24 protein-coding genes are annotated in these 23,428 nt (G+C 65.3%); 17 read left to right on the top strand and 7 right to left on the bottom strand.

Annotation, left to right across the window (positions count from 1 at the left end):
* Positions 1-6: 6 nt before the first annotated feature.
* The gene (locus tag J2X62_RS18925) at positions 7-867 is read right to left on the bottom strand and encodes a hypothetical protein (protein WP_048317156.1); all 861 of its coding nucleotides are present in this window, start codon (positions 865-867) and stop codon (positions 7-9) included.
* 301 nt (positions 868-1,168) lie between these two features.
* Between J2X62_RS18925 and J2X62_RS18920 the strand changes: the two genes are divergently transcribed.
* Positions 1,169-2,389, top strand: coding sequence for a mannosyltransferase (locus tag J2X62_RS18920; protein WP_310182565.1), 1,221 nt, complete (start codon positions 1,169-1,171; stop codon positions 2,387-2,389).
* Here the strand turns inward: J2X62_RS18920 and J2X62_RS18915 are convergent.
* Positions 2,331-2,615 (bottom strand): 4a-hydroxytetrahydrobiopterin dehydratase, encoded by a 285-nt coding sequence (locus J2X62_RS18915; RefSeq protein WP_310182564.1) that lies wholly within the window; start codon positions 2,613-2,615, stop codon positions 2,331-2,333. The two genes, J2X62_RS18920 and J2X62_RS18915, sit on opposite strands and share 59 nt — an antisense overlap.
* Positions 2,616-2,629: 14 nt before the next feature.
* Between J2X62_RS18915 and J2X62_RS18910 the strand changes: the two genes are divergently transcribed.
* The 7 genes from J2X62_RS18910 (at position 2,630) to J2X62_RS18880 (ending at position 9,612) form a co-directional block, all read left to right on the top strand.
* Positions 2,630-3,055: a (deoxy)nucleoside triphosphate pyrophosphohydrolase gene (locus J2X62_RS18910; protein WP_032381364.1), complete on the top strand. Its 426-nt coding sequence runs from the start codon at positions 2,630-2,632 to the stop codon at positions 3,053-3,055.
* Positions 3,056-3,372: 317 nt separating this feature from the next.
* On the top strand, positions 3,373-5,310 hold the full coding sequence (gene typA, locus J2X62_RS18905; RefSeq protein ID WP_032365354.1) for a translational GTPase TypA: 1,938 nt from the start codon (positions 3,373-3,375) through the stop codon (positions 5,308-5,310).
* Between the two features lie 103 nt (positions 5,311-5,413).
* Positions 5,414-7,195 carry an ABC transporter family substrate-binding protein gene (locus J2X62_RS18900; RefSeq protein ID WP_310182779.1) on the top strand — a complete coding sequence of 594 codons (1,782 nt, stop codon included), beginning with the start codon at positions 5,414-5,416 and terminating at the stop codon, positions 7,193-7,195.
* The gene (locus J2X62_RS18895) at positions 7,192-7,887 is read left to right on the top strand and encodes a haloacid dehalogenase type II (protein WP_057472945.1); all 696 of its coding nucleotides are present in this window, start codon (positions 7,192-7,194) and stop codon (positions 7,885-7,887) included. The genes J2X62_RS18900 and J2X62_RS18895 overlap by 4 nt, the downstream gene beginning before the upstream one ends.
* 106 nt (positions 7,888-7,993) lie before the next feature.
* Entirely contained in the window at positions 7,994-8,887 is an 894-nt protein-coding gene (gene mshB / locus J2X62_RS18890) for an N-acetyl-1-D-myo-inositol-2-amino-2-deoxy-alpha-D-glucopyranoside deacetylase (protein WP_032381415.1), read from the top strand.
* Positions 8,888-8,914: 27 nt separating this feature from the next.
* A complete protein-coding gene (locus tag J2X62_RS18885) occupies positions 8,915-9,073 on the top strand; it encodes a hypothetical protein (protein ID WP_008714214.1) in 159 nt (52 codons plus the stop codon).
* Positions 9,074-9,159: 86 nt separating this feature from the next.
* Positions 9,160-9,612: a hypothetical protein gene (locus J2X62_RS18880; RefSeq protein ID WP_027498086.1), complete on the top strand. Its 453-nt coding sequence runs from the start codon at positions 9,160-9,162 to the stop codon at positions 9,610-9,612.
* Here J2X62_RS18880 and J2X62_RS18875 read toward each other — a convergent pair.
* From J2X62_RS18875 to J2X62_RS18865, 3 genes are read right to left on the bottom strand one after another with little or no spacing between them, the layout of a single operon-like run.
* Positions 9,539-10,240 (bottom strand): uracil-DNA glycosylase, encoded by a 702-nt coding sequence (locus J2X62_RS18875; RefSeq protein ID WP_032365356.1) that lies wholly within the window; start codon positions 10,238-10,240, stop codon positions 9,539-9,541. The genes J2X62_RS18880 and J2X62_RS18875 overlap by 74 nt on opposite strands.
* 41 nt (positions 10,241-10,281) lie before the next feature.
* Positions 10,282-11,799 (bottom strand): PH domain-containing protein, encoded by a 1,518-nt coding sequence (locus tag J2X62_RS18870; RefSeq protein ID WP_310182556.1) that lies wholly within the window; start codon positions 11,797-11,799, stop codon positions 10,282-10,284.
* Positions 11,796-12,275 carry a PH domain-containing protein gene (locus J2X62_RS18865; protein ID WP_032365358.1) on the bottom strand — a complete coding sequence of 160 codons (480 nt, stop codon included), beginning with the start codon at positions 12,273-12,275 and terminating at the stop codon, positions 11,796-11,798. Before J2X62_RS18865 ends, J2X62_RS18870 begins: the two co-directional genes overlap by 4 nt.
* Positions 12,276-12,409: 134 nt before the next feature.
* Between J2X62_RS18865 and J2X62_RS18860 the strand changes: the two genes are divergently transcribed.
* From J2X62_RS18860 to dapC, 4 genes are all read left to right on the top strand, one after another.
* Positions 12,410-14,950, top strand: coding sequence for a bifunctional FO biosynthesis protein CofGH (locus J2X62_RS18860; protein ID WP_268987816.1), 2,541 nt, complete (start codon positions 12,410-12,412; stop codon positions 14,948-14,950).
* A gap of 36 nt (positions 14,951-14,986) precedes the next feature.
* On the top strand, positions 14,987-15,742 hold the full coding sequence (locus J2X62_RS18855) for a hypothetical protein (RefSeq protein WP_032365359.1): 756 nt from the start codon (positions 14,987-14,989) through the stop codon (positions 15,740-15,742).
* A 114-nt stretch (positions 15,743-15,856) separates the two neighbouring features.
* Complete coding sequence (gene fdxA, locus J2X62_RS18850; RefSeq protein ID WP_027498080.1) at positions 15,857-16,180, top strand: ferredoxin; 324 nt, start codon at positions 15,857-15,859, stop codon at positions 16,178-16,180.
* Between the two features lie 4 nt (positions 16,181-16,184).
* Positions 16,185-17,288, top strand: a complete 1,104-nt coding sequence (gene dapC / locus J2X62_RS18845; RefSeq protein ID WP_032365360.1) for a succinyldiaminopimelate transaminase — start codon at positions 16,185-16,187, stop codon at positions 17,286-17,288.
* 146 nt (positions 17,289-17,434) lie between these two features.
* Here the strand turns inward: dapC and J2X62_RS18840 are convergent, their stop codons facing one another.
* Positions 17,435-18,601 carry a hypothetical protein gene (locus J2X62_RS18840; RefSeq protein WP_310182550.1) on the bottom strand — a complete coding sequence of 389 codons (1,167 nt, stop codon included), beginning with the start codon at positions 18,599-18,601 and terminating at the stop codon, positions 17,435-17,437.
* A 401-nt stretch (positions 18,602-19,002) separates the two neighbouring features.
* On the opposite strand from J2X62_RS18840, the gene J2X62_RS18835 reads away from it, so the two are divergent.
* Together J2X62_RS18835 and J2X62_RS18830 are read left to right on the top strand one after the other, a co-directional pair.
* Positions 19,003-19,473 (top strand): DUF6924 domain-containing protein, encoded by a 471-nt coding sequence (locus J2X62_RS18835; RefSeq protein WP_204846869.1) that lies wholly within the window; start codon positions 19,003-19,005, stop codon positions 19,471-19,473.
* Between the two features lie 69 nt (positions 19,474-19,542).
* A complete protein-coding gene (locus J2X62_RS18830) occupies positions 19,543-20,160 on the top strand; it encodes a LysE family translocator (RefSeq protein WP_032365362.1) in 618 nt (205 codons plus the stop codon).
* A 13-nt stretch (positions 20,161-20,173) separates the two neighbouring features.
* Here the strand turns inward: J2X62_RS18830 and J2X62_RS18825 are convergent, their stop codons facing one another.
* Entirely contained in the window at positions 20,174-20,596 is a 423-nt protein-coding gene (locus J2X62_RS18825) for a hypothetical protein (protein WP_027498077.1), read from the bottom strand.
* A 17-nt stretch (positions 20,597-20,613) separates the two neighbouring features.
* Between J2X62_RS18825 and J2X62_RS18820 the strand changes: the two genes are divergently transcribed.
* The 3 genes from J2X62_RS18820 (at position 20,614) to J2X62_RS18810 (ending at position 23,424) form a co-directional block, all read left to right on the top strand.
* A complete protein-coding gene (locus J2X62_RS18820) occupies positions 20,614-22,014 on the top strand; it encodes an acyl-CoA synthetase (RefSeq protein ID WP_222061501.1) in 1,401 nt (466 codons plus the stop codon).
* 47 nt (positions 22,015-22,061) lie between these two features.
* On the top strand, positions 22,062-22,721 hold the full coding sequence (locus J2X62_RS18815) for an SDR family oxidoreductase (protein ID WP_201011203.1): 660 nt from the start codon (positions 22,062-22,064) through the stop codon (positions 22,719-22,721).
* A 190-nt stretch (positions 22,722-22,911) separates the two neighbouring features.
* Positions 22,912-23,424 (top strand): OsmC family protein, encoded by a 513-nt coding sequence (locus tag J2X62_RS18810; RefSeq protein WP_027498074.1) that lies wholly within the window; start codon positions 22,912-22,914, stop codon positions 23,422-23,424.
* Positions 23,425-23,428 lie beyond the last annotated feature (4 nt).

Here is a 23,428-nt window from a genome sequence, read left to right as displayed (position 1 = left end):
CGTGAGCTACGGAACGTAGACCGTGCCGATCGTCGGCAGGAAGTTGCAGCTGCGCGGCGGCGCTGCGGCGTCTTCCTTGGACTGAGTGGTGATCGATCCGGACACCACGGACAGCACGCGACCGGGGCCGGTGTCGGCGATTGCCGACAACGTCGCGGGGCCGTCGGCGTTGATCTTGGCTGCGCCGGTCAAGTCCTGGGTTCCCGATCGGCGGTTGTCGATGTTGAGCCACGTCACGGTGAGCGGAGCAGACTGCTGCGCGGCGAGAGGCGCGGTGCCGAGGGCGGTGAACACGAAACCGGCCTGGCCTGCAGCCGGTCCGGGGGGCGGCAACGTGGCCGGTCCGGGAACGGCCAAGGCGGTTCCGACGGAATCTGCGGTGTCGGAGATGCAGCCCTTGCCCAGGGTCGGGTACAGGAACTGTGCGATGACGGGGCCGTCGGCGGGCAGTTCGGGCCCGCCGCCGCCGGATCCGTCCAGGAAGGTGATGACCGATTCCAGCAGCGACTTGACCTGGTCCGGAAGCTGCGCGGTTTCGAGAAGGGCGCGAGCCTGGCCGAGGAGATCTGCTGCGGGAGCGGCACCCACATCGGCCGGTCCTGCAGCTGCACCGACGATGGCAGGCGCGAAGGACGCGAGTGCCTCGATGTCGGAGAGGTTGGGCAGGGGTTCACCGGGAGCGGGCAGGAACTGGGCGATCAGCGCTGCGGGATCGGCCGGAGCAGCCGGCAGATCTGCCGGAGCCATGGGCACCAGAGGCTGAGCGGATGCGCTGGTCGGCACAACGAGTGCGGCGGCTGCGGCCACAGCCAGAGCTGTGACGACGCGACGCGTTCCGCGAGTACGAAGCACGGTGATATTCCCCATTCTGATCATGACGCAGGTCCACGGCGACAGCCGGTGCCCGAGGGGTCACTCTATGTAGAGCGATCCCGGATGTACAGCCGTAGTAGGTCCAGTCCTCCCCGGCTGAACTCTATCGAGGATTCTATGGGCCACGCGCTGCGAATTCTCCGCAGAATCGAACAATAGCGTGTTACACGAGTGACCAGTGTGAAAGGTGATGTAAATGTTACGAGCGGATCGGCACGGTTAGGGTGGGTATCGATCGCCCTATAAGCTCGGCTGTCGATAAACGGCATCGATACCGAACGGAACCACACGCACCGTGAACCGACTTGTTCGGCTGGCCCCCGTTCTGCTGGCAGTTTCGGTGATCAGCCGATTCGTCTGGGCGTTCGTCACCCCCAACGGTATGAACCTCGTCGACCTGCACGTCTACGTCGAAGGCTCCGCTGCGCTGCTCGGCGACAACCTGTACGACTACACGTACTCGGTGCAGACCCCGGACTTCCCACTGCCGTTCACGTACCCACCGTTCGCCGCCCTGGTGTTCTTCCCGCTGCACTATCTGCCGTTCACGGTGGTCGGCGTCGTCTGGCAGGCCGCGACGATGATCGCGCTGTTCGCAGTGGTCCGGCTCGCCCTGTCGATCGTTCTCGGCGACGACCGGGCCGCCGAGAACCACTGGGTGAGAATCGCCATGCTGTGGACCGCGCTGGGGCTGTGGTCAGAACCCGTACGCACCACCCTCGATTACGGCCAGGTCAACGTGTTCCTGGTGCTGCTCGCGCTACTCGCAGTACGCAGCTCGCGCTGGTGGGTGGCGGGCGGACTCGTGGGCTTCGCCGCGGGCATCAAGCTGACCCCGGCCATCACGGGCCTGTACTTCCTCGCCACTCGGCGGTGGAAAGCTGCAGCATTCTCGGCGGTGGCATTCGCGCTCAGTGTCGCGGTCAGCTACGCGGTCTTGGGGCGTCAGGCGGCCACGTACTTCACCACGTTGCTCGGCGATGCCGACCGCATCGGACCCGTCGGCTCGGTCTGGAATCAGTCTCTGCGCGGAGCTCTGAGCCGGATCGTGGGCGAGGACGTCGGCCAGGGACCGCTGTGGATCGCCGCCGCAGTGATCGCCGTGGTCCTCGCTGTGCTGGCATGGCGAGCACTCGATCGCCGCGACCACCTGGGAACCCTGGTCATCGTCCAACTCCTGGGCCTGTTGGTGTCGCCTATCTCGTGGTCGCACCACTGGATCTGGGTGATTCCGATTGTGATCTGGCTGCTGCACGGGCCGTTGCGCGATATCGCCGGAGCCAAGATCGTCGCCGGCTACTGGCTGGTGACGGTCACGGTGGGGGTGCCCTGGTTGCTGAGCTTCTTCCAGGAATCGATCTGGACCATTCCCCGTCCCGGCCTCGAGGCCTGGGCCGGTGCCGTCGACGTGATCGGATCGGCTCTGTTCCTCGGCTGGGTCGTCTACGCAGGACGTGTCAGGAAGGCGCGATCAGTGCATCGATCCGACGCGCCAGATCCACGTCCTTCTGCGTGAGACCGCCGGCGCTGTGCGTGGACAGCGTGAACGTGAGCGTCCGCCACCTGATGTCGATGTCGGGGTGATGGTCCGCCGCCTCCGCGGCGTCGGCCACGCGGTTCACCACCTCGATCGCGGCGGGAAACGACGTCAGCTCGACGGTGCGGGTCAGAGATTTCTCCGTCACCGTCCAGTGGGTGAGCTGTGCGTCCTCGATATCGCGGTCGGTCAGCAATTCGGTCATAGAAAGATGGTGGCATGTCCGGTACCCCTACCGCTGTGGTTGTCGCGGCCGCGTTGATCGACGACGGTCGTCTGCTGCTCGCGCAACGAACTCGTCCGCCGGAGTTGGCCGGTCGGTGGGAGCTGCCCGGCGGCAAGGTCGAGCCGGGGGAGTCCGAGGACGCCGCACTGGCTCGCGAACTGCGCGAGGAACTGGGGGTCGAGTGTTCGATCGGTGCCGCGCTCAGTGGAGACGTCGAGCTTTCCGGTGGCATGGTGTTGCGGGCCTACCGAGCCTCGATCGTCTCGGGAACCCCTGCGCCGCTGGAGCATTCGGCTCTACGGTGGGTCGATGCCGCGACGCTGCCGACGGTGGATCTGGTTGATGCGGACCGACTCTGGCTGCCGGACCTACAGGAAATTCTGCTCACTTCGCCCGAGCGGTCTTCAGACCTTTCTTGAGGTCTTTCTTGGTCGCGCCCGCGGATTCCAACTTCTTCATTCGCATGATCACGACGGGGCATTTGATGCAACGAACTTTCTTGCGGCAGCATTTTTTCTTGGGCTTCATCCCCGAGACATCTGCGGCCTTTATCTTGCCCATGGGCACCAAGACTAATGGGTGGCGCAGGTCACAGACCTGAGGGTGGCGCGGGGCACTGCCGGACTACGGGTAAACTCGATCAGTCGCGAGAACCTCGCGGTGCAGCGCGCTTCTCTAGCGACATAAGCCCGCTAGCGAACAAGAGCCCGCATTCGACTCCAGGAGAATTTTTCGCGTGAGCGCCCCAAGCAGTGCAGACAACATCGACAGCACCACTACTTTTCGCAACGTCGCCATCGTTGCACACGTCGACCATGGCAAGACCACCCTGGTCGACGCCATGCTTCGGCAGTCCGGCGCGTTCGAGGAACGTGCCGAAGCGATCGACCGCGTCATGGACTCGGGTGACCTCGAAAAAGAAAAAGGCATCACGATCCTGGCCAAGAACACGGCCGTTCACAAGCGCAATGCCGACGGCACCATCACCGTCATCAACGTGATCGACACCCCCGGCCACGCCGACTTCGGCGGAGAGGTCGAGCGCGGCCTGTCCATGGTCGACGGCGTCGTGCTCCTCGTCGACGCTTCCGAGGGCCCGCTGCCGCAGACCCGTTTCGTGCTGCGCAAGGCGCTCGCCGCGTCGTTGCCGGTGATCCTGGTCGTCAACAAGACCGACCGTCCCGACGCGCGTATCGAAGAGGTCGTCTCGGAGAGCCACGATCTGCTGCTCGACCTCGCGTCCGATCTCGACGACGAAGCGTCCGAGGCAGCCGAGCTCGCCCTCGACCTCCCCGTTCTCTACGCCTCCGGCCGTGAGGGCAAGGCCTCGAAGGTCCAGCCCCAGAACGGACACGCTCCCGACGCCGAGAACCTCGACGAGCTGTTCGAGGTTCTGCTCAGCTACGTCCCCGCGCCCAAGGGCAACGTCGACGCGCCGCTGCAGGCACACGTCACCAACCTCGACGCGTCGGCCTTCCTCGGCCGCCTCGCCCTGGTTCGTATCCACAACGGCCAGCTCTCCAAGGGCCAGACCGTCAGCTGGATGCGTGAGGTCGACGGCGAGCCCGTCGTCCAGAAGGCAAAGATCACCGAGCTGCTCAACACCATCGGCGTCGAGCGCGTTCCCGGCGAGAAGGGTGTCGCAGGAGACATCGTCGCCGTCGCGGGCTTCCCGGACATCATGATCGGCGACACCCTCGCCGATCTGGAGAACCCGGTCGCGCTGCCTCGCATCACCGTCGACCAGCCGGCCATCTCGGTCACCATCGGCACCAACACGAGCCCGCTCGTCGGACGCGTCAGCGGCCACAAGCTCACCTCGCGCATGGTCAAGAGCCGCCTCGACCAGGAGCTCATCGGTAACGTCTCGCTCAAGGTCCTCGACATCGGTCGCCCCGATGCCTGGGAGGTCCAAGGTCGTGGAGAGCTCGCGCTCGCCATCCTCGTCGAGCAGATGCGTCGTGAAGGCTTCGAGCTCACCGTCGGCAAGCCCCAGGTGGTCACCCAGCAGGTCGACGGCAAGCTGCACGAGCCCTTCGAAGAGCTGATGGTCGACACACCGGAGGAATACCTCGGTGCAGTGACTCAGCTGCTCGCCGCACGCAAGGGCAAGATGGTCCAGATGACGAACCACGGCGCAGGCTGGGTTCGCATGGAATTCATCGTTCCCTCGCGTGGCCTGATCGGTTTCCGCACCGAGTTCCTCACGGACACTCGCGGCACCGGCATCGCCAACGCCGTCTTCCACGGTTACGCGCCGTGGGCCGGCGAGATCCGCGCCCGCCACACCGGCTCGCTCGTCTCGGACCGTCACGGCACCGTGACCCCGTTCGCGATGATCCAGCTGGCCGACCGCGGCACGTTCTTCGTCGAGCCGGGCGCAGACACGTACGAGGGCATGGTCGTGGGCATCAACCCGCGTCAGGAAGACCTCGACATCAACGTCACTCGCGAGAAGAAGCTGACCAACATGCGTCAGTCCTCCGCCGACGTCATGGAGACCCTGGCCAAGCCGAAGAAGCTGGACCTGGAAATGGCCATGGAGTTCTGTGCAGGCGACGAGTGCGTCGAGGTGACCCCGGAGGTCGTCCGCGTCCGCAAGGTGCACCTCGATTCCAACGAGCGCGCCCGTGAGCGTTCGCGCAGCAAGACGCGCGACAAGGCTGCTCTGTAAGACAGATCCTGTACGGCAGAAGCGACGTGTCACCATCGTGGGACGTCGCTTCTGCCGTACCTGTAGCCGATCACGAAGGAGATCCTCGTTGCGTAACGTACTGATGCCGGTGGTTCTGGCCTCCGCCACTGCCCTGGTACTCACCGCATGCACCGCGGATCCACCGCCACCGATCGAGAGCGTCGAAACTCCGGTCACCACGACGACCGTGCCGTCGAAGACCGGCGACCCCGTAGTCGTGGCGATCGACGACGTGGGCATCGGGTTCAACCCACACCTGCTGGCCGACCAGTCGCCCGCCACCGCCGCGGTCAGTTCGCTCGTGCTGCCCAGCCCGTTCCGCCCCACCCTGAACCCCGACACCGGCGTGACCACGTGGGAGCCGGACCTGTCGCTGTTGATCTCCGCCGAAGTGACGTCTCAGTCTCCGTTCACCATCCGGTACCAGCTACGCAACGAGGCCCAGTGGTCCGACAGCGCACCGATCGCGGCCGAGGACTTTCGGTACCTCTGGCAGCAGATGATCACGCAGCCGGGCGTCGTCGATCCGGCCGGCTACGCACTGATCAGCGATGTTGCCTCTTCGGGCGGCGGCAAGACCGTCGACGTCACCCTCGAGTCGCCGTATCCGGCGTGGCAGCGATTGTTCGCCGACCTCGTGCCCTCCCACCTGCTCAAGGATTCGCCCGGCGGCTTCGAGGGTGGCCTCACCGACAACGTGCCGGTCTCCGGTTCACGGTTCAACATCAAGACCGTCGACCAGGGCCGGGACGAGATTCTGCTGGAACGCAACGATCGCTTCTGGGACCAACCCGCATCGCCCGACCAGATCCTGATTCGGCGCGGAGGCACCCCCGCACAGTTGGCCGATTCGTTGCGGTCGAGTGATGCGCAGATCGCACAGGTTCGGGGTGGGTCTGCGACGCGCGCTCAACTGTCGGCAATTCCCGGGGTCCGCACCGACACGATCCACCAGTCGCGAGTGTTGTCGATGACCGTGAACGGCCGGGCACCGAACATGTCGGAGTCGCTTGTGCGGCAGGGGATCATGGGTCTGCTGGACCCGAACCTGCTGGCCACGGTCGGGGCCGGAGGAGGGGCGACGGATCGCCGAGCCGCAGCGCAGTTGTCGTCGCCGTCGGACCCCGGTTACACCGCGACCGCACCCGCCCCGATCGGCAGAACCGCGGCCCTCGACCTGCTTCGCCGCGCCGGCTTCGTTCCGACACCCGACGCGATCGTGACCTCGACGCCGAGCGCGAGCGCATCCACGACCTCTGCTGCGCCGCCGACCACCAGCGCGCCGACCACGAGCGCGCCGGCTCCCGGAGTGCCCCGACTCGCAGACGCCGGCGGTACCGCGCTGCGATTCGTCATCGGTGCCGTCGAGAACGACGACATCGCACTGGCCGTGGCCGGCACCGCCGCGGACGAGCTCGTCAGTGCGGGTATCGACGCGACCGTCACTCCGCTGCCCGCGGACGAGTTGTACTCGACGGCGCTGACCGACGGCGGCGTCGACGCCGTGGTCGGGTGGACCAGTGCGGGCGTGGACCCGGCAACGGCCCTGGCCTCGCGCTTCGGCTGTGTTGTCGAGCCGGCTCCGGGGAGCAGCGGCAGCGTGGACGCCCCGCGCAATCTGTCCGGTCTGTGTGTTCCGGAATTGCAGCCGACGATCGACCGCGCCCTGATAACCGGCGTCGACGCGACGATCATTGCCGAGGAGATCGAGCCCAAGCTGTGGTCTCTGGCGTCGACGCTGCCGATCATGCAGGACCAGTCCGTGGTGGCTGCGGTGCCGGGTATCACCGGCGTCTCGTTGACCGGGCCGGTGGAGGTCGGCATCTTCGCCGATGCCGCGAAGTGGATCCGGACGGTCCGGTGAACACCGTGCGCTTGCCTCGGGTGATCATCTTCGACGTGAACGAGACCCTGTCCGACATGGCTCCCATGGCGGCGCGATTCGCTGACGTCGGAGCGCCCGAGCACCTGTTCCCGACGTGGTTCGCAGGAGTGCTGCGGGACGGGTTCGCGCTCGCGGTCGCAGGTACCGCTCGGCCGTTCGCCGAGGTCGGTTCCGGTGTGCTCGAGGCGTTGCTGTCCGATGCCGCGATCGATCGCCGGTTGGACGATGCAGTGGACCACATCATGGCCGGTTTCGCCGAGCTCGAGGTGCATCCCGATGTGGTCGCCGGAGTGAATGCGCTTGCAGCGCTTGGTATTCGGATGATCACCCTCAGTAACGGGTCCGCGTCGCTCGCGCAGTCTCTGCTCGAACGAGCCGGCGTGCGGAGTGCTTTCGAGTTGCTGCTGTCGGTCGAGGACGCCGGACGGTGGAAGCCGCACGCCGATGCCTACCGCTACGCGTTGGAGCAGTGCGGTGTCGAACCCGGCGACGCGATGCTGGTGGCCGTGCACCCCTGGGATATCGACGGTGCGCACCGGGCAGGCCTGTCGACGGCGTGGCTCGATCGCGAGAACCGTCCCTATCCCGACCATTTCGTGCCTGCCGATGTGACAGCGCAGTCGTTACCGGATGTGGCGCGAATGCTCGGCGTGCGACGCGGCGAGCAATGAACGGCTGCCCGACCCAGAGACCGAGACAAACGATGACACAGCGAGTAGCGAGCGACGAGGCATGACGGAACAGGTTGTGACAGAGCAGGTTGTGACAGAACAAGCGATGACGCAGCCGCAGCGGTTGCTGCTGGTCCATGCGCACCCGGACGACGAGAGCATCACCACCGGCGGGACCATCGCCCATTACGTGCGCGCGGGCGTGGACGTCACCGTGCTCACGTGCTCGCTCGGTGAAGAGGGTGAAGTGATCGGCGATACGTGGGCCGATCTCGTGGTCGACCGAGCCGATCAGCTCGGTGGCTACCGAATTCTGGAGCTACATCGCGCACTCGCGGCGTTGGGCTGCAACCCGCCCCGCTTCCTCGGTGGTGCCGGCCGCTGGCGAGATTCTGGAATGGCCGGAACCCCGGCTGCTCTCAAACCGCGCGCATTCGTCAACGCAGACCGGCAGGAGGCGCTCGGGGCGCTCGTGTCGGTGATCCGCGAACTCAGGCCTCAGGTCGTCGTCGGTTACGACCCCGAGGGTGGCTACGGACACCCCGATCATCAGCAGGTCCACTCCCTGGTGACCGAGGCGGTCGAGGTCTGTGGAACGGACGCCCATCCCGCGGCCGGAGCTCCGTGGGAGGTGGCGAAGTTCTACTGGACCGTCACCGGCCGCGATCAACTGGACGCGGGACTCCGGGCGATCGCCGATATCCCCGAGGGGTGGCGCATGCCCCTCGACGGCGAGTTGCCGAGTGTGGCCGAGGACATGATCACCACCAGCATCGATGTCCGCGGTGTGCTCGACGCGAAGACCGACGCGTTGCGTGCGCACGCAACTCAGGTGACGGTTGCGCCCTCGGGTGCCGAGTACGCACTCTCCAACGACATCGTTCAGCCGATCCTGCTCGACGAGCAGTACGTACTCGTGCGGGGCGTGCTCGGCTCCGACGGGGCGGGCAGGGAGAACGACTTGTTCGCGGGCGTACTAGGCTGTGTTCCGAATCACTGATCTCATGACAACAGGGGCGGAACACACATGTACAACTGGGTAGTGCAGGACGCAATCGTCGCGTTCGTCGATTCTCTCAAGCCGCAGTTCGGCGCACAGGCAGATCTGTACCAGTACGTTCTGGGTCAGATCGCCATGGGTGCGAGCAACTTGCTCACCTCGCTGGGCTATCCGCCGGTTTCCTGAGTGCCGGTGCCCGGTTTTTCGAATGCGATGCCCGGTTTTCGAATGCGGTGCACTGAAACGACCCGGGCCAAGGCAGTATTGGGCGCATGATCTCGAAGGCCGCATCCAATACTGTCGCCCTGGTGTCGTGGGCGACGGTCGCAGTACTGGTGTTCGACGGCTTCCTGTCCGGAATCCTGTCGGTCTTCTTTCTCCCGACCTACGTGGGGTCGGTGCAGTTTCCCATCAGCGCGTTGCTCGGGGGCATCGCGAACGTCGCTCTGGTTCTGGCCGCGCGTAAGGTCGCCGAACGGCCGATCTGGGTGGCGTCGCCGCTGCTCGGATGGTTCGTCGCAGTAGTGCTGTGCATGTTCGGCGGCCCCGGCAACGATGTTCTGCTGCTGGCCGACTGGCGCACGATGCTGCTCATCGTGGCCGGTGCCGGGCCGGCCGGTGTGCTGCTGTTCATGTTCCGAATGAAAGCCATCACAGCAAGCGTGCGTGCCGACCCGCATTCCGGAGCACGTCCTCGATCATCGTCGGAGTCAGCAGTCCGGTGAACGTGTTTCGCTGACTTACGTGGTAGCTGGCGAACACGGTGATCGAGCCCAGATCGAGCTGCGCGCCGTGACCGAATTTCGGTGCAGGCCTGGGTATTTCCCACCCGTTCGCGGCGAGAATCGGTAGCAGCGACTGCCAACCGAACGCCCCGAGCACGAGAATCGACTTCAGTCGCGGACGCAGCAAGCGCAATTCGTCGTCGAGCCAGGGGCGACACCGATCGCGCTCGGCGGGAGTCGGCTTGTTCTGCGGCGGAGCGCAGTGCACGGGGGCTGCAATACGAACTCCGTTGAGCGTCAGCCCGTCGCCGATGTGCGTCGCGGTCGGTTGGCTGGCGAGCCCGACGGCATGCATGGCTCGGTACAGCACGTCTCCGCTGCGGTCCCCGGTGAACATCCGTCCGGTGCGATTGCCGCCGTGGGCGGCCGGGGCGAGCCCGACGATCAACATCGACGCATCGGCCGGGCCGAAACTGGGAACGGCTCGCCCCCAATACGTTTCGTTGGCGAACGCGGCGCGCTTCTCGGCAGCGACCTGTTCGCGCCACCGCACCAGCCGTGGGCAGGCGCGACACTGCGACACCGCCAGGTCGAGCTGCGCGATGGTCTGCGGGCGCTCCTTCTTCATCGGCTCCTTCCTTATCGGCTACGTTTTCACGTGCTACGTCTTCACGTGCTGCGTCGAAGCCAGATGTCTCCGGCACCCGGTGTGACGGCGTCGATCATGGTCCACGCGTTCTCGATGGGTATGTCGACCACCTCGTAGTGCCCGACGCCCGCCGGTGTCGCTGCCACGACGGTGGCCACGCCGGCGCGACGTTGGAAGAACGTCTGCCGCACCGTCCAACCGATGATGCCGCCGGCTTCGAGGCTGTGCCGGGTGCGGTCGAGCGATCCGTGCTGGGTGATCAGCCAGCCGGGCAGGACGGCGTGCCCGAGGCCGCGGTAGCGGTCGTGAGCGAGTCCGACGGCGGCCACGAACAGCACGGCCACGGCGATCCACGCGAGGATCGGAACGGGTGCTCCGAGATATGTGGCGATCGCCATGCCCGCGGCGAGAACCAGCACCGGTACGGCAGCTCGGGTGTAGCGGCGTCGGCGCGCGGCGGAGCCGTGCCGCAGCAGCGGGCGGTCGGCATTGCCGTGCATGCCTGCGTCGCCGAGCACCGTGGTCATCATGCGCAGGGCCTCGGCCTGCGGAGCCTGGGGGAGCAGTAGCGAAGATTCCTTCTTCTCAGCGCTCACTCCGGTCATGATGGCGTCGAGTCGCGCCCCGCCGACCGACCTCAGTAGTAGTGGTTGCGACAGAGAAGTGCCGCGCAGTCTCTTGCGGTCGAGGGTCGACTGACGGGTGCGGAGCAGCCCGTGGCTGACGTGCAACGTGCGACCCTGGTCGGTGACGGTCAGGTTGCCGTAGGTGATCAGGTATCGAACGCAGGCGAAGATGCTGGACACCACGAGGAGCACAATCAGTGCGAGGACGACGAACAGGGCGATGCCGAACCGTTGCGCCGATTCGACGCTGTTCGAGACCACCGACGTCTCCGCCAACGTTTGTCCGATGCCGTACTGGAACAGCACGCCCACTGCCGCGGCGATGGTGACGATGCCGGTGATGGAGAACGGCGCGAACCGCACCCACGAGAATTGCCAGTGTGCAATCTCGACCCCGGGATCGGCTGCGGCAACGGGCATTCCGTCGCTCGGCGTTGTTCGGCCCGACACTCGCTGCAGCAGTTCGCCGCGAAGCTCCGGCACCAGTGACGTGTCGAGGGCGTTGAGCTCGAAAGCCTCGCCTTTGCCCGCCTGCTGTCCGGTCCCGATGCGGAGAATGGACAGGCCGAGCACCCGGTGCAGTACATTCGCTTCCACGTCGACCGACCGAATCCTGTTGCGCGGAATGGACAGTACTTTCTTCTGCAGTACGCCGGTGCGCAGTTGTACGTGCACCGGCCCGATCCGGTAGCTGGTGGTGAACCAGCGCGCAATCGCGAACACGACGACGACCGCGAGGATGCCCAGACTCCAGTAGTGATTACCGCTCTGACTGCCGACGAAGAACGAGATCAGCAGTACCGGCAGGATCTTGATGCCCTCGTTCACCGGATGCACCAACAACATTCGCTTGTCCAGGCGCAACCACGGCTGCTCCTCTTCGACTGCCAGCAACTCCGCCTGATCGGTCATGTGGCATCTCCGACGGTGCGGCCGGCGATATCGGTCAGTCGCGTGACGGTCTCGTCCGCAACGGCCTGATCGAGTGCGGTGATCTTCACCGCGCCCGCCGACGATGCCGTCGTCACGGTGACCGTCGCCAACCCGAGCAGACGATCGAGTGGTCCGCGCTCGGTGTCGACGGTTTGCACCCGCGAGATGGGGGCGATGCGTCGTTCTTGGCTGAGCCAACCGGTGCGGGTGTACACGGCGGTATCGCTGATCTCCCAGCGGTGCACCCGGTAGCGCCACTGCGGCACGATCGCGAGGTGCAGTGCGGTCAGCGCGACCGATACGACGAGGACGGTGACGTGCAGCCACGACGTCCGGTTCGAGTCGACGAAAAACCAGACGATCTGAGCGATGAAGACCGGTAGCCACAGCAGTCCGGCGCTCAGGGTCCAGAGCAGACGCGCACGGGGAGAAGGCTGCCACTGTGGGTCTGTCATCGTTGTCACGGTACAAACCTAGCGCTGCCCCGTCGTGCGCGTTGTGCGCCCTTCCGGGTACGCAAAACGCGCACAAGGGCCGCAGGCCCACCCGCGGGTGGCACGTGCGTACCAAGAAGGCGCATGATCGACTGGTGACTTCGCAGCCTGATACCGCTCCAGCCGCCTCCGCCATGCGCCGCGTCCTGCGTCGCGCCCGCGACGGGGTGTCGCTCAACGTCGACGAAGCCACGGTGTTGCTGCACGCTCGCGGTGACGACCTGGTGGATCTGATGACGTCGGCGTCCCGGGTTCGCGATGCCGGGTTGGAGTCGGCGGGCCGGCCGAAGACCGTGTCGTATTCGCGCAAGGTGTTCGTGCCCATCACTCGGTTGTGCCGCGACAAGTGCCACTACTGCACGTTCGTCACGGTGCCGGGCAAGCTCAATGCGGCCGGGCGCGGGATGTTCATGGATCCCGACGAAATAATCGACGTCGCCCGCAAGGGTGCCGAGTTGGGCTGCAAGGAGGCGCTGTTCACGCTCGGCGACAGGCCGGAGGAGCGGTGGCCCGAGGCCAAGGCGTGGCTCGATTCACGCGGCTACGACTCGACTCTGGACTACGTGCGCGCGATGTCGATCCGGGTGCTCGAGGAGACCGGCCTGCTGCCGCATCTCAATCCCGGAGTGATGTCATGGCAGGAACTCTCGCGCCTCAAGCCGGTGGCCCCCTCGATGGGCATGATGCTCGAGACCACCTCGCGTCGGCTGTTCGAGGAGAAGGGGCAGGCGCATTACGGCAGTCCCGACAAGGATCCCGAGGTTCGGCTGCGCACGCTGACCGACGCGGGCCGGCTCAACATTCCCTTCACGACGGGCATCCTCGTCGGTATCGGTGAGACGTTGCGGGACAGGGCCGAGTCCATCATGGCAATTCGTAAGGTGCACAAGTCTTTCGGTCATGTGCAAGAGATCATCGTGCAGAACTTCCTGGCCAAGTCCGATACCGCGATGCGGTCGGTGCCCGACGCCGGTCTCGAAGAATTCCTGGCGACCATCGCGGTGACGCGCATGGTGGTCGGTCCGTCGATGCGAATTCAGGCCCCGCCGAACCTCGTCGCAGCGGAGGAGACCGCCGCGTTGCTCGGCGCAGGCGTCGACGATTGGGGCGGTGTCTCGCCGCTGACTCCTGACCACGTCAATCCCGAGCGGCCCTGGCCGAACCTCGACACTCTCGCCGAGTTGTCGGCGGCCGCCGGTTACACGCTCGTGGAACGTACTGCCGCGCAGCCGCAGTACGTGTTGGCCGGTGCACCGTGGATCGACCCGCGAATCTCGGCACACGTGCGGGCAGTGGCCGACCCGGAGACCGGGATGGCACGCGAGGGCGTCAACCCGACCGGTCTGCCGTGGCAGGAGCCGGACGAGGAATGGGAGTCCTCGGGACGGGTGGATCTGAACACCGAGATCGACACCGAGGGCCGCAACACCGAGACGCGCTCGGATCTGGCGAATGCGTTCGGCGACTGGGATTCCATTCGTGAGCAGGTGCGTGATCTCGCCGGGCTGGAGCGGGTGGATCGCGACCTCGTGTCGGCGTTGACGGCGGCTGAGAAGGACCCGGCCGGTCTGTCGGACGAGCAGTACCTCGCGCTGGCGACGGCCGAGGGCCCCGGCATGGACGCCGTTGCCGCGCTCGCCGACGATCTGCGTAAGCAGGTCAACGGGGACACCGTCACCTACGTGGTGAACCGGAATATCAACTTCACCAACATCTGCTACACCGGATGCCGTTTCTGCGCGTTCGCGCAGCGCAAGGGCGACGCCGACGCGTTCACGCTGTCCACCGCCGAAGTCGCCGACCGTGCGTGGGAAGCGCACGTCGTCGGGGCCACCGAGGTGTGCATGCAGGGCGGCATCGACCCCGAACTGCCGGTGACGGGATACGCCGATCTGGTCCGTGCGGTCAAGGCGAAAGTGCCGTCGATGCACGTGCACGCGTTCTCGCCGATGGAGATCGTCAACGGGGCCTCACGCGGCGGCCAGTCGATCCGCGAGTGGCTCACCGAGCTGCGGGCCGCCGGCCTGGACTCGATTCCGGGTACTGCTGCAGAGATCCTCGACGACGAGGTGCGGTGGGTGCTCACCAAGGGCAAGCTCCCCGCAGCCGAATGGATCGAAGTGATCACCACCGCGCACGAGGTGGGGCTGCGATCGAGCTCGACGATGATGTACGGGCACGTCGACAATCCCTCGCACTGGGTCGGGCACCTGAACGTACTCAAGAAGATCCAGGACAAGACCGGCGGGTTCACCGAGTTCGTGCCGCTGCCGTTCGTGCACCAGTCGTCGCCGCTGTATCTGGCGGGTGCCTCGCGGCCCGGCCCGACCAATCGGGACAACCGCGCGGTGCATGCTCTGGCCAGGATCATGCTGCACGGCCGTATCGACAACATTCAGACGTCATGGGTGAAATTGGGAATCACGGGTACACAGGCGATGCTGAACGGGGGCGCGAACGATCTGGGCGGGACCCTGATGGAAGAGACGATCTCGCGGATGGCGGGTTCGCAGAACGGTTCGGAGAAGACCGTCGCGGAACTGCACGAGATCGCCGACGGCATCGGACGACCGGTTCGTCAGCGCACCACCACGTACGGCCCGGCACCGGCGGTGTCGGTCGCCGGCCTGATCTGACCTTCAGGTCTTTACCCGAAACGGAGTTTGCCCGACATGGACGACCGTCGAGTCGCCGCGGTACTGAGCAGTGCCGTCGCCATCATTCATCCCGTGCTCGACATCCTGGCTACGCGTGACCCGATCGGACTGAAGGGACGGACGTTCCGCGAGTCCTCCGCGGACGATTCGACCCTCGACAACGTCATCGACTTCCTGGCCAAGGCGTTCGACACCACCGACTTCCCGGGCACCGCCGGCTGGGAGAAGCTCGACAGCGATGCTCGTTCGCAGTGGTGGGTCAATCGCATCGGAGCTCTCAACACTGTCGCGGTGGCCTTCCCCGGCGTCTTCGGCATCCTGGTCAACCGTCTGCCGATCCAGGATCTGCTCGGGTTCGCCAACCAGGCGATGGTGCTCGTCGCCGTGGCTCGCGAATCCGGAGTGACCGACCGCGAGACGCATGTGGCGCTGCTCGGGTCGGTGCTGTGCAAGCGTGATCTGACGTCCTTGGCCGACAGTGCTCCTGCGAAGAAGGAAGAATCGCCGAAATCCGGACCGTTCGCACTGCTGCGCGGAATGTGGCAGATCGCCAACGTGCTGCGCGACGTGGCAGGCGAGTTGGAGAAGCGCCCGCATCCACGCGGGTTCTATCGGGTACTCGGAGCCATCCCGCTCGTCGGTGGCGTCGCCGGATATCTCGGTGAGCGGGGCGCACTGTCGCGCGCTGCCAAGCAGGGACGCAAGTGGCTCGCCGCCCACAAGACGGCGTCGGCTTCGGTGGCCCCGCCCGCGAAGCAGCTCCGGCGATAGCAGGCCGGAGCAGGTGAGGTCACCCTGGTCGGATTGCCCCAGGTTCGGACCGCGATACTAGGATGCTGAGGGCGCGAGAGCGCCCACGATCTATACAAGGAGGGGAGAGCAGCAGTGACCTACTCGATTGCAGAACCGTGCGTAGATGTACTGGACAAAGCGTGCATCGAAGAGTGCCCGGTGGATTGCATCTACGAGGGTAACCGAATGCTGTACATCCACCCCGACGAATGCGTCGACTGCGGAGCCTGCGAACCCGTGTGCCCCGTCGAGGCCATCTTCTACGAAGACGACGTGCCCGAGCAGTGGAGTGCATACGTCAGCGCCAACGTCGATTTCTTCGACGATCTCGGATCTCCGGGTGGCGCAGCGAAACTCGGCAAGACCGACTACGACCCGCCGTTCATCAAGGCTCTGCCTCCCATGGGCGAGAACTGACGCCTTGGCACGCAGAGCGGTGGCAGCGACGCTGCCCGACTTTCCGTGGGACTCGCTGACCGCTGCCAAGGAGAAGGCGTCGGCGCACCCGGACGGCATCGTGAATCTGTCGGTCGGCACGCCCGTCGATTCGGTCGCCGAGGTGATTCGGGTCGCGTTGAACTCGGTGGCCGACGAGCCCGGTTACCCGACGACCGTCGGTACCGCCGCGCTGCGGGAGGCCGCGGTGGCGTCGCTCGAACGTCGCTACTCGATCACCGGTATCTCGACCGACGCAGTGCTTCCGGCCATCGGTACCAAGGAAATGATCGCCTGGTTGCCGAGTCTGCTGGGTCTGGGTGCCGATGATCTTGTCGTCATCCCCGAATTGGCGTATCCCACATACGAAGTGGGTGCGCTGCTCGCCGGTGCACGAATTCTTCGTGCAGACGGACTGAATCGTCTCGGCCCCGAACGCGCCTCGCTGATCTTCGTCAACTCGCCGTCGAACCCGACCGGCAAGGTGCTCGGAGTCGAGCACCTGCGCAAGGTCGTCGAGTGGGCCCGCGAGCGCGACGCCATCGTCGTCTCCGACGAGTGCTACCTGGGGCTGACCTGGGAAGCCGACGCGGTCTCGGTGCTCGACCCGCGCGTCTGCGACGGCGATCACACCAATCTCCTTGCAGTGCACTCACTCTCGAAGACCTCGAATCTGGCCAGCTACCGCGCCGGTTTCGTCACCGGCGACGTGGCCCTGATCGCCGAGTTGCTCGAGGTTCGCAAGCACGCAGGCATGATGGTGCCGCTCCCCATTCAGGCCGCGATGACCGCGGCTCTGGCCGACGACGAGCACGAAAACATCCAGCGAGAGCGATACCGCGCTCGCCGAACGGTACTGAAGGGGGCCGTCGAGGCAGCCGGATTCCGCGTCGACCACTCGGAGGCCGGGCTCTACCTGTGGGCCACGCGCGACGAGCCATGCCGCGACACCGTCGACTGGCTCGCCGAACGCGGGATCCTCGCCGCACCGGGAGAGTTCTACGGACCGAACGGTGGCAAACACGTCCGCATCGCACTGACCGCCACGGACGAGCGAATCGAGGCTGCGGCGGCTCGCCTGCGCGGTTAGCCGAGCTTCGTGGTGCGCTGAGTGTTTCAGTGCGCTGAGTGTTGTAGTGCGCTGAGCGTCCGCTATTTCCCTCCGCTGACGGGATCCCGCTTCTCGATGCGAATTGTGGACACTCACCTCAGTTGGCTTCGGCCCCACTGTTGCCTCTAGTCCGCTTTCCGGACAAGTCGCGAGACGTCGACCGTGATCGGGCCTACCACGTCCGCGTTGGCGGGGTCGGTGAACACATCCGGTGTCGTCTGTCGGACCACGCCGGTGTCGCTTACGTCCGACAGGTCGACAGTTGTCGTCGAGCCGTCGACGTCGATGCGACGCAGGATGTTCGTTCCATCGACGCACCATCGATTGCCATCGGCTCCGGTTGCTCGATCAGCGCGCGTGGCTTTGACGTCCGCGGGCCCATCCACCGGCTCGATGCGCCGGTCCGTCTCGTTCAACACCCGCAGTCGTTGCGAATCGGGGTAGGTGCGGATGGTCCCGTGTCGACGGTCGCCCCGCATGAACGACCGAGTCGATCCCAGGAGGTACAGCCGACCTTTGTGGACTGCGGTGATTCCGCCGCCCTCGGTGGACAACCGGTCGATACTCAGAACGCCGTTCGGATCCAGAATGCACCGGTAAATGTCGTGCTCGGAGGTGATCCAGCAGCCATCATTCACAGCATGGACGCGTCGACCCCATCTGTCGATCGGGGGCTCGATCGTCAGTGGCAGCACGTACCTGGTGATTGTTGGTGATCCGGCGGTATCGACGCGCAGTAGGACCGGGTCCGACGAGTGCATCACCCAGACGGTGTCGCCGTCGGTCGTCACGGCTCCGGCGACGAACCGCGTCGGCAGTATCGGTGCGTCGTCGAGATCGAGTTCGACCAAGATGCCCGATACGAGGAGGTCACCCGCTTTCGTGGCCTGGGTCGGCCACCAATCGATCGAGATCGGCACTCTGTCTGTCTCGGTGAGTCGATCGGTGCCGTCGACACCGTCCCAGCCGTTGTCGGTCGGTCGGACTTGCTTGTGTACCAGATGCATTCGGAGAATGCGTCCGCGGGCATGAGGCGGATCGTCGATCCCCCTGTCGTCGAGGCAGGCGCTGAACAACCCGGTCAGTGTGACCGGACCGTTGGTGGATTCTGTCGACCACCATCTGCTGCTCCAGCCGTCGCCGTAGACGAGGTGAAGCCACCGCAGGCCGTTTCGATACTGGACGGGGGCTCTCCCGTACGCGGGTCTTGCTATGGCCGTGACGCTTTCGTCGCAGACCGAGCGAACATCCGATGAATGGTATTCGAGGACGACGTCTGCGATGTCGCCCACGGAAGCTCTGGGAAACGAGCCGTCCTCGATAACCCAAGCGGCAACGAAAACACGAATGGAGCGGGGGGTCGACACTGTCATGACATTCCCGACGCAATAGGGGAGTCCGCACGACGAGGCGTTGCGGGCGTCAGGTCACCGTGCCCTGGACACTACCCGCCGTGACGAGGCATCGGAAGCATCCGTTCCAGGGACGAACCAACCGCTGCGCCAAATCTCGCCTGGGCGCACACCACACGTTCGCCCGCGATCCGGTCCATAAATGTTCGACAACTTCGAGGATGAACTCAGCCGGTCGCCCTCGAAGACGATTTCTGTCTCGGAGGCGACGCTGCGCCGCGAAAGACGGTCCGTTGTTCGCAGTCTCACCGCAGGGAGGCCAGCGTCGCTAGAGTTCGGGTATGGCTCTCGATCTCCCTCACGGACAGTCCATTCTGGTCCGCACCGACTTCAGTGATGATGATGCCTGGCACACGGTCGTGCGCGACGCGCAAGCCATTCATCGTCACCCCGGCGGGTTCGATATGCAGGCGGTACTCACCCCAGTCGACGACCGCAGATTCGAAAATCGGACCACAGAGGAACTGCTCGCCCTAGACGTCGACAGTCACTACTTGTTCGTTGCGGACTCGGTGACCATCCACAATCCGGAATATCCAATTCTCGTGTTGGACATGGTCGACGACGAGGAATCTCACGATGAGGACGTCGACGATGAGGATGTGGCCGATGAGCATGTGGCCGAAAGGGTGCGAAGTTTCCGCGTGACTCCGGAAAGGTTGCCTTCCGTGGAGAACAACTTGTCCATCGCCAACTTGGACTTTGCCGATTTTGCGGACCATCTCGACTCCGATGGGGTCTACCGCGGATAAGGTTCAGGGCCGATGGAGCCTTACCACGCTGACTTGAACGGCTCGCATCGTGAGTGTTCTCATGTACCCATGACCCTCAGCCTGCTGCTCAGCTTCGCCGGTGTGTGCTTTCTGCTGGCGATTCTGCCCGGGCCGGATTCGTTTCTGGTGCTCCGCTACAGCATCGGCGGCCTCAAGCCAGGCGTCGCTGCGGCGATGGGTGTCGCGATCGGCGGACTGTTCTGGGCCGTGCTGGTGGCCGTCGGGTTGGCGGCGATCGTCGAGCAATCCGCGACGGCGTACCGCGTCGTCAAAGTTCTCGGTGGGTTGTACCTGCTGTACCTAGGAGTGAGGGCTTTTCGAGCCCGCCGGAAGAACAAGGTGGCAGGCGAGCCGTTGGTCCCGGTGGCGGCATCCGCATGGTCGGCGTTCGGTGCCGGAGTTCTCTCGTGCGCGCTCAACCCGAAGGTCGGACTGTTCTACCTAGCGGTGGTGCCGCAGTTCCTCACTGTGGTCACGTTCACCGGTGCCATGACGCTCGGGCTGGTCGAGGTGGTTGTCGCGGCCGTGGTGATGGGAGTGTTCTCCGTTCTCGCCTCACGCGCTGTGACGCTGCTGCGTAAACCGGCCGTGACCGACTGGCTGGACCGCATCAGCGCTGGATTCCTCGTCGCCCTCGGAATCGGAACGGTGGCGTCTTCGGCCTAGTTGCGGTGGACCGTCAGTCGAGGTCCGGCTCGCCGACGTCCCATCCGCCGCGCCTGATGCGGAGGATGTAGACCAATTCGTTGCTGCCGAAGGCTTCGACGGTGGTGAACCGCTTCGGTTCGGCGTTGACCTCGGGGTTGCGCGCGTGCGCCTCCTCGTAGAGCTGAGTCGCTCGGAGGTCGGCCAACTCCACTCGCGTCCAGAAATCGTCGGACTGCACCGAGTAGACCAGTCGCGGCGCTCCGTCACTGACGTGCGCGAGGTCGATGTCCTCGTCGTCGGAGTCCTCGTCCTCGAGGTCCAGGTCGAGGTCGTCTTCGGAATCGACGTCCTGTTCGGCGTCGGTTCCGATCAGATAGACACCCGCCTGCAGGTCACCGGCGGCGACCGTCATGTACTCGGCGTAGTCGCCGGTGTCGATTCCGTCCACGTCCATGTCTGTACGGTAGCCATGTGCTGCTTCGTTCACTGAACCCACTCGCCGTTGCGCGGGGAGACGATATTCCCGACGCCGTCACCATCGACGGCATCTCGCTCTCTCGTGCCGACATCCTGGGAGCGGCGACTTCCGTAGCCGAGCGCATCGGCCGGGCAGATCGGCTCGCCATCCACGCGACGCCATCGGTGAAAACGGTGCTCGCCGTCGTCGGTGCGATGATTGCCGGTGTCACCGTTGTTCCCGTCCCACCGGATGCAGGCTCGGCCGAACGTGAGCACATCCTCCGCGATTCGGGTGCGCAGGCGTGGCTCGGCGAAGCGCCGCCGGACACCGCGGGTCTGACGGTTCTGCCGGTGCGTCAGCACGCACGGTCGTGGCACAGCTACCCCGAGCCGCAGCCGTCGTCGATCGCGTTCGTGCTCTACACCTCCGGCACCACAGGCCCACCGAAAGGTGTGCTGATTTCTCGCAGCGCCATCGCGGCCGGGCTCGACGCGTTGGCGCAGGCCTGGAGCTGGACGTGGAAAGACACTCTGGTGCACGGTCTTCCGCTGTTTCACGTGCACGGACTTATTCTCGGGTTGCTCGGCCCACTGCGAGTCGGAAGCCCGTTGATCCACACCGGCAAACCGACTCCCGAGCTCTATGCGGCAGCGCGGGGTTCTCTGTATTTCGGGGTGCCGACCGTATGGTCGCGCGTCGCCGCGGATGAGACGTCCGCCCGCGCCCTGGCCCACGCCCGACTATTGGTGTCCGGCAGTGCGCCGCTCCCGGTTCCGGTGTTCGAGAAGCTGCGTGAGTTCACCGGTCAGGCTCCCATCGAGCGGTACGGCATGAGCGAAACCCTCATCACCATCAGCACTCGCGCCGACGGTGAACGTCGACCAGGATCGGTAGGACTGCCCGTCGCAGGCGTCGAAACCCGACTGCTGGGCGAGAAGGGCGAAATTCTGCCCCACGACGGCGAATCCATCGGTGCCTTGCAGATCCGCTGCCCCATGCTGTTCGACGGTTACCTGAACAACCCCGAGGCGACGGCGAAGACCTACACCGAGGACGGGTGGTTCGACACCGGAGACGTCGCCCTCATCGAGCCCGACGGGTTCCATCGCATCGTCGGGCGAGCCTCGACCGACCTGATCAAGTCCGGCGGCTATCGCGTCGGCGCGGGGGAGATCGAGACGGTGTTGCTGGGCCACCCGAGCGTGGACGAAGTAGCTGTCGTCGGCCTGCCCGACGACGATCTGGGTCAACGCATCGTGGCGTTCGTCGTCGGTACCGAGGTCGAGGATCGAGTGCTCATCGACCTGGTGGCCACCGAATTGTCGATCCACAAGCGGCCCCGGGAGATTCGCGTCGTCGACTCGCTGCCGCGCAATGCGATGGGCAAGGTGCAGAAGAAGCTCCTCGGCTGACTCCGCGTTGTGAGCGCGGGTCGGGTGCAACGCGCTAGCTTCGAGTCATGAACCTCGACGGCGCACGCATTCTCGTATTCGGTGCCAGTGGCGGACTCGGCGGCCCGATCGTCGAGCAACTCGCCCAGGCCGGCGCGCGGCTTACCATCAGCGGACGCAGCCTCGAGTCCGCGGAGCATCACACGGTGAATGCCGATCTGACGCTGCCGGATTCGGCTCGCTCGGTAGTCGCGGAGGCCGTCGAACACCACGGCGGTCTCGACGGGATCGTGATCGCCGCGGGTGTGGTGGCCTTCGGTTCGGTCGCCGAGGTGGACGACGACACCGTCGACGAGCTGCTGTTGCTCAACTACCTGGCACCGCTGCGCATCATGCGTGAAGCGCTGACCACTCTGGATCAGGGTGGATTCGTGCTCAACATCAGTGCGGTGGTCGCAGACAAGCCGATGCCCAACATGGGTGCCTACTCGGCGAGCAAGGCCGCGGCGAGTGCGCTGCTGAAAAGTGTTCGCACAGAGGCACGGAAGTCGAAGATCCGTATCGTCGACGTGCGGCCTCCGCACACCGAGACGGGGCTGGCGACGCGGCCGATCGCCGGGCAGGCACCGAAACTACCGCAGGGCCTGACGCCGGAGGCAGTGGCCTCACGGATCGTTGCCGCGATCACCGACGACGAAACCGACGTCGGCGCAGACCAGTTCTCTTAGGCTATTGTCGGCACCGTGACCGAGACACATGTGACCGACGCGGGCAGAAGGCTCGTGCGTCGTCGCACCATCGATCTGTGCCTGGTCTGCACTTCTTCCTGTTCGTAACTGTCGATCGAACCCAGCCCCGACGAGTTCCACACGCTCCTCGGGTCGTTCCGGCAACCTCTTTCTACGAACAGGATCACTCATGACCACATCTGTCTCCCATCTCGGCGGCGTCATCGCTGCCACCGACGACGCAGTACGCGCGGACGCGAAGAACGCTCACGCTGTATTCCGTGCCTCCGCCACCGCGCACGATGCCGTCGCCAGCACCGTCACACTCGGCAAGTTCAGCGTCGAGGTCGACGAGCCGCCGGCCCTCGGCGGAGAGAACACGGCCGCCAATCCCGTGGAGTACTACCTCGCGTCGCTGCTGTCCTGCCAGGTGGTCACCTACCGCGTCTGGGCCGAGAAGCTCGGTATCGTCGTCGACGACATCAAGGCGAAGGCCGAGGGCGACCTCGACGTACGTGGCTTCTTCGGGTTCGACGACGACGTGCGGCCGGGATTCGGTGAGGTGCGCGTCGTCGTGACGGTCACCGGGCCCGAGACCCGTGAGCGGTACGAGGAATTGCAGCAGGCCGTGGACGATCACTGCCCGGTACTGGATCTCACGCGTAACCCCACGCCGATCCACACCGTCCTCGAAACGGCCTGACGTC

The sequence above is a fragment of the Rhodococcus sp. 3258 genome (assembly GCF_031456475.1).
Taxonomy (GTDB): Bacteria; Actinomycetota; Actinomycetes; order Mycobacteriales; family Mycobacteriaceae; genus Rhodococcoides; species Rhodococcoides fascians.
This window is presented reverse-complemented; position numbering and strand designations above follow the sequence as displayed.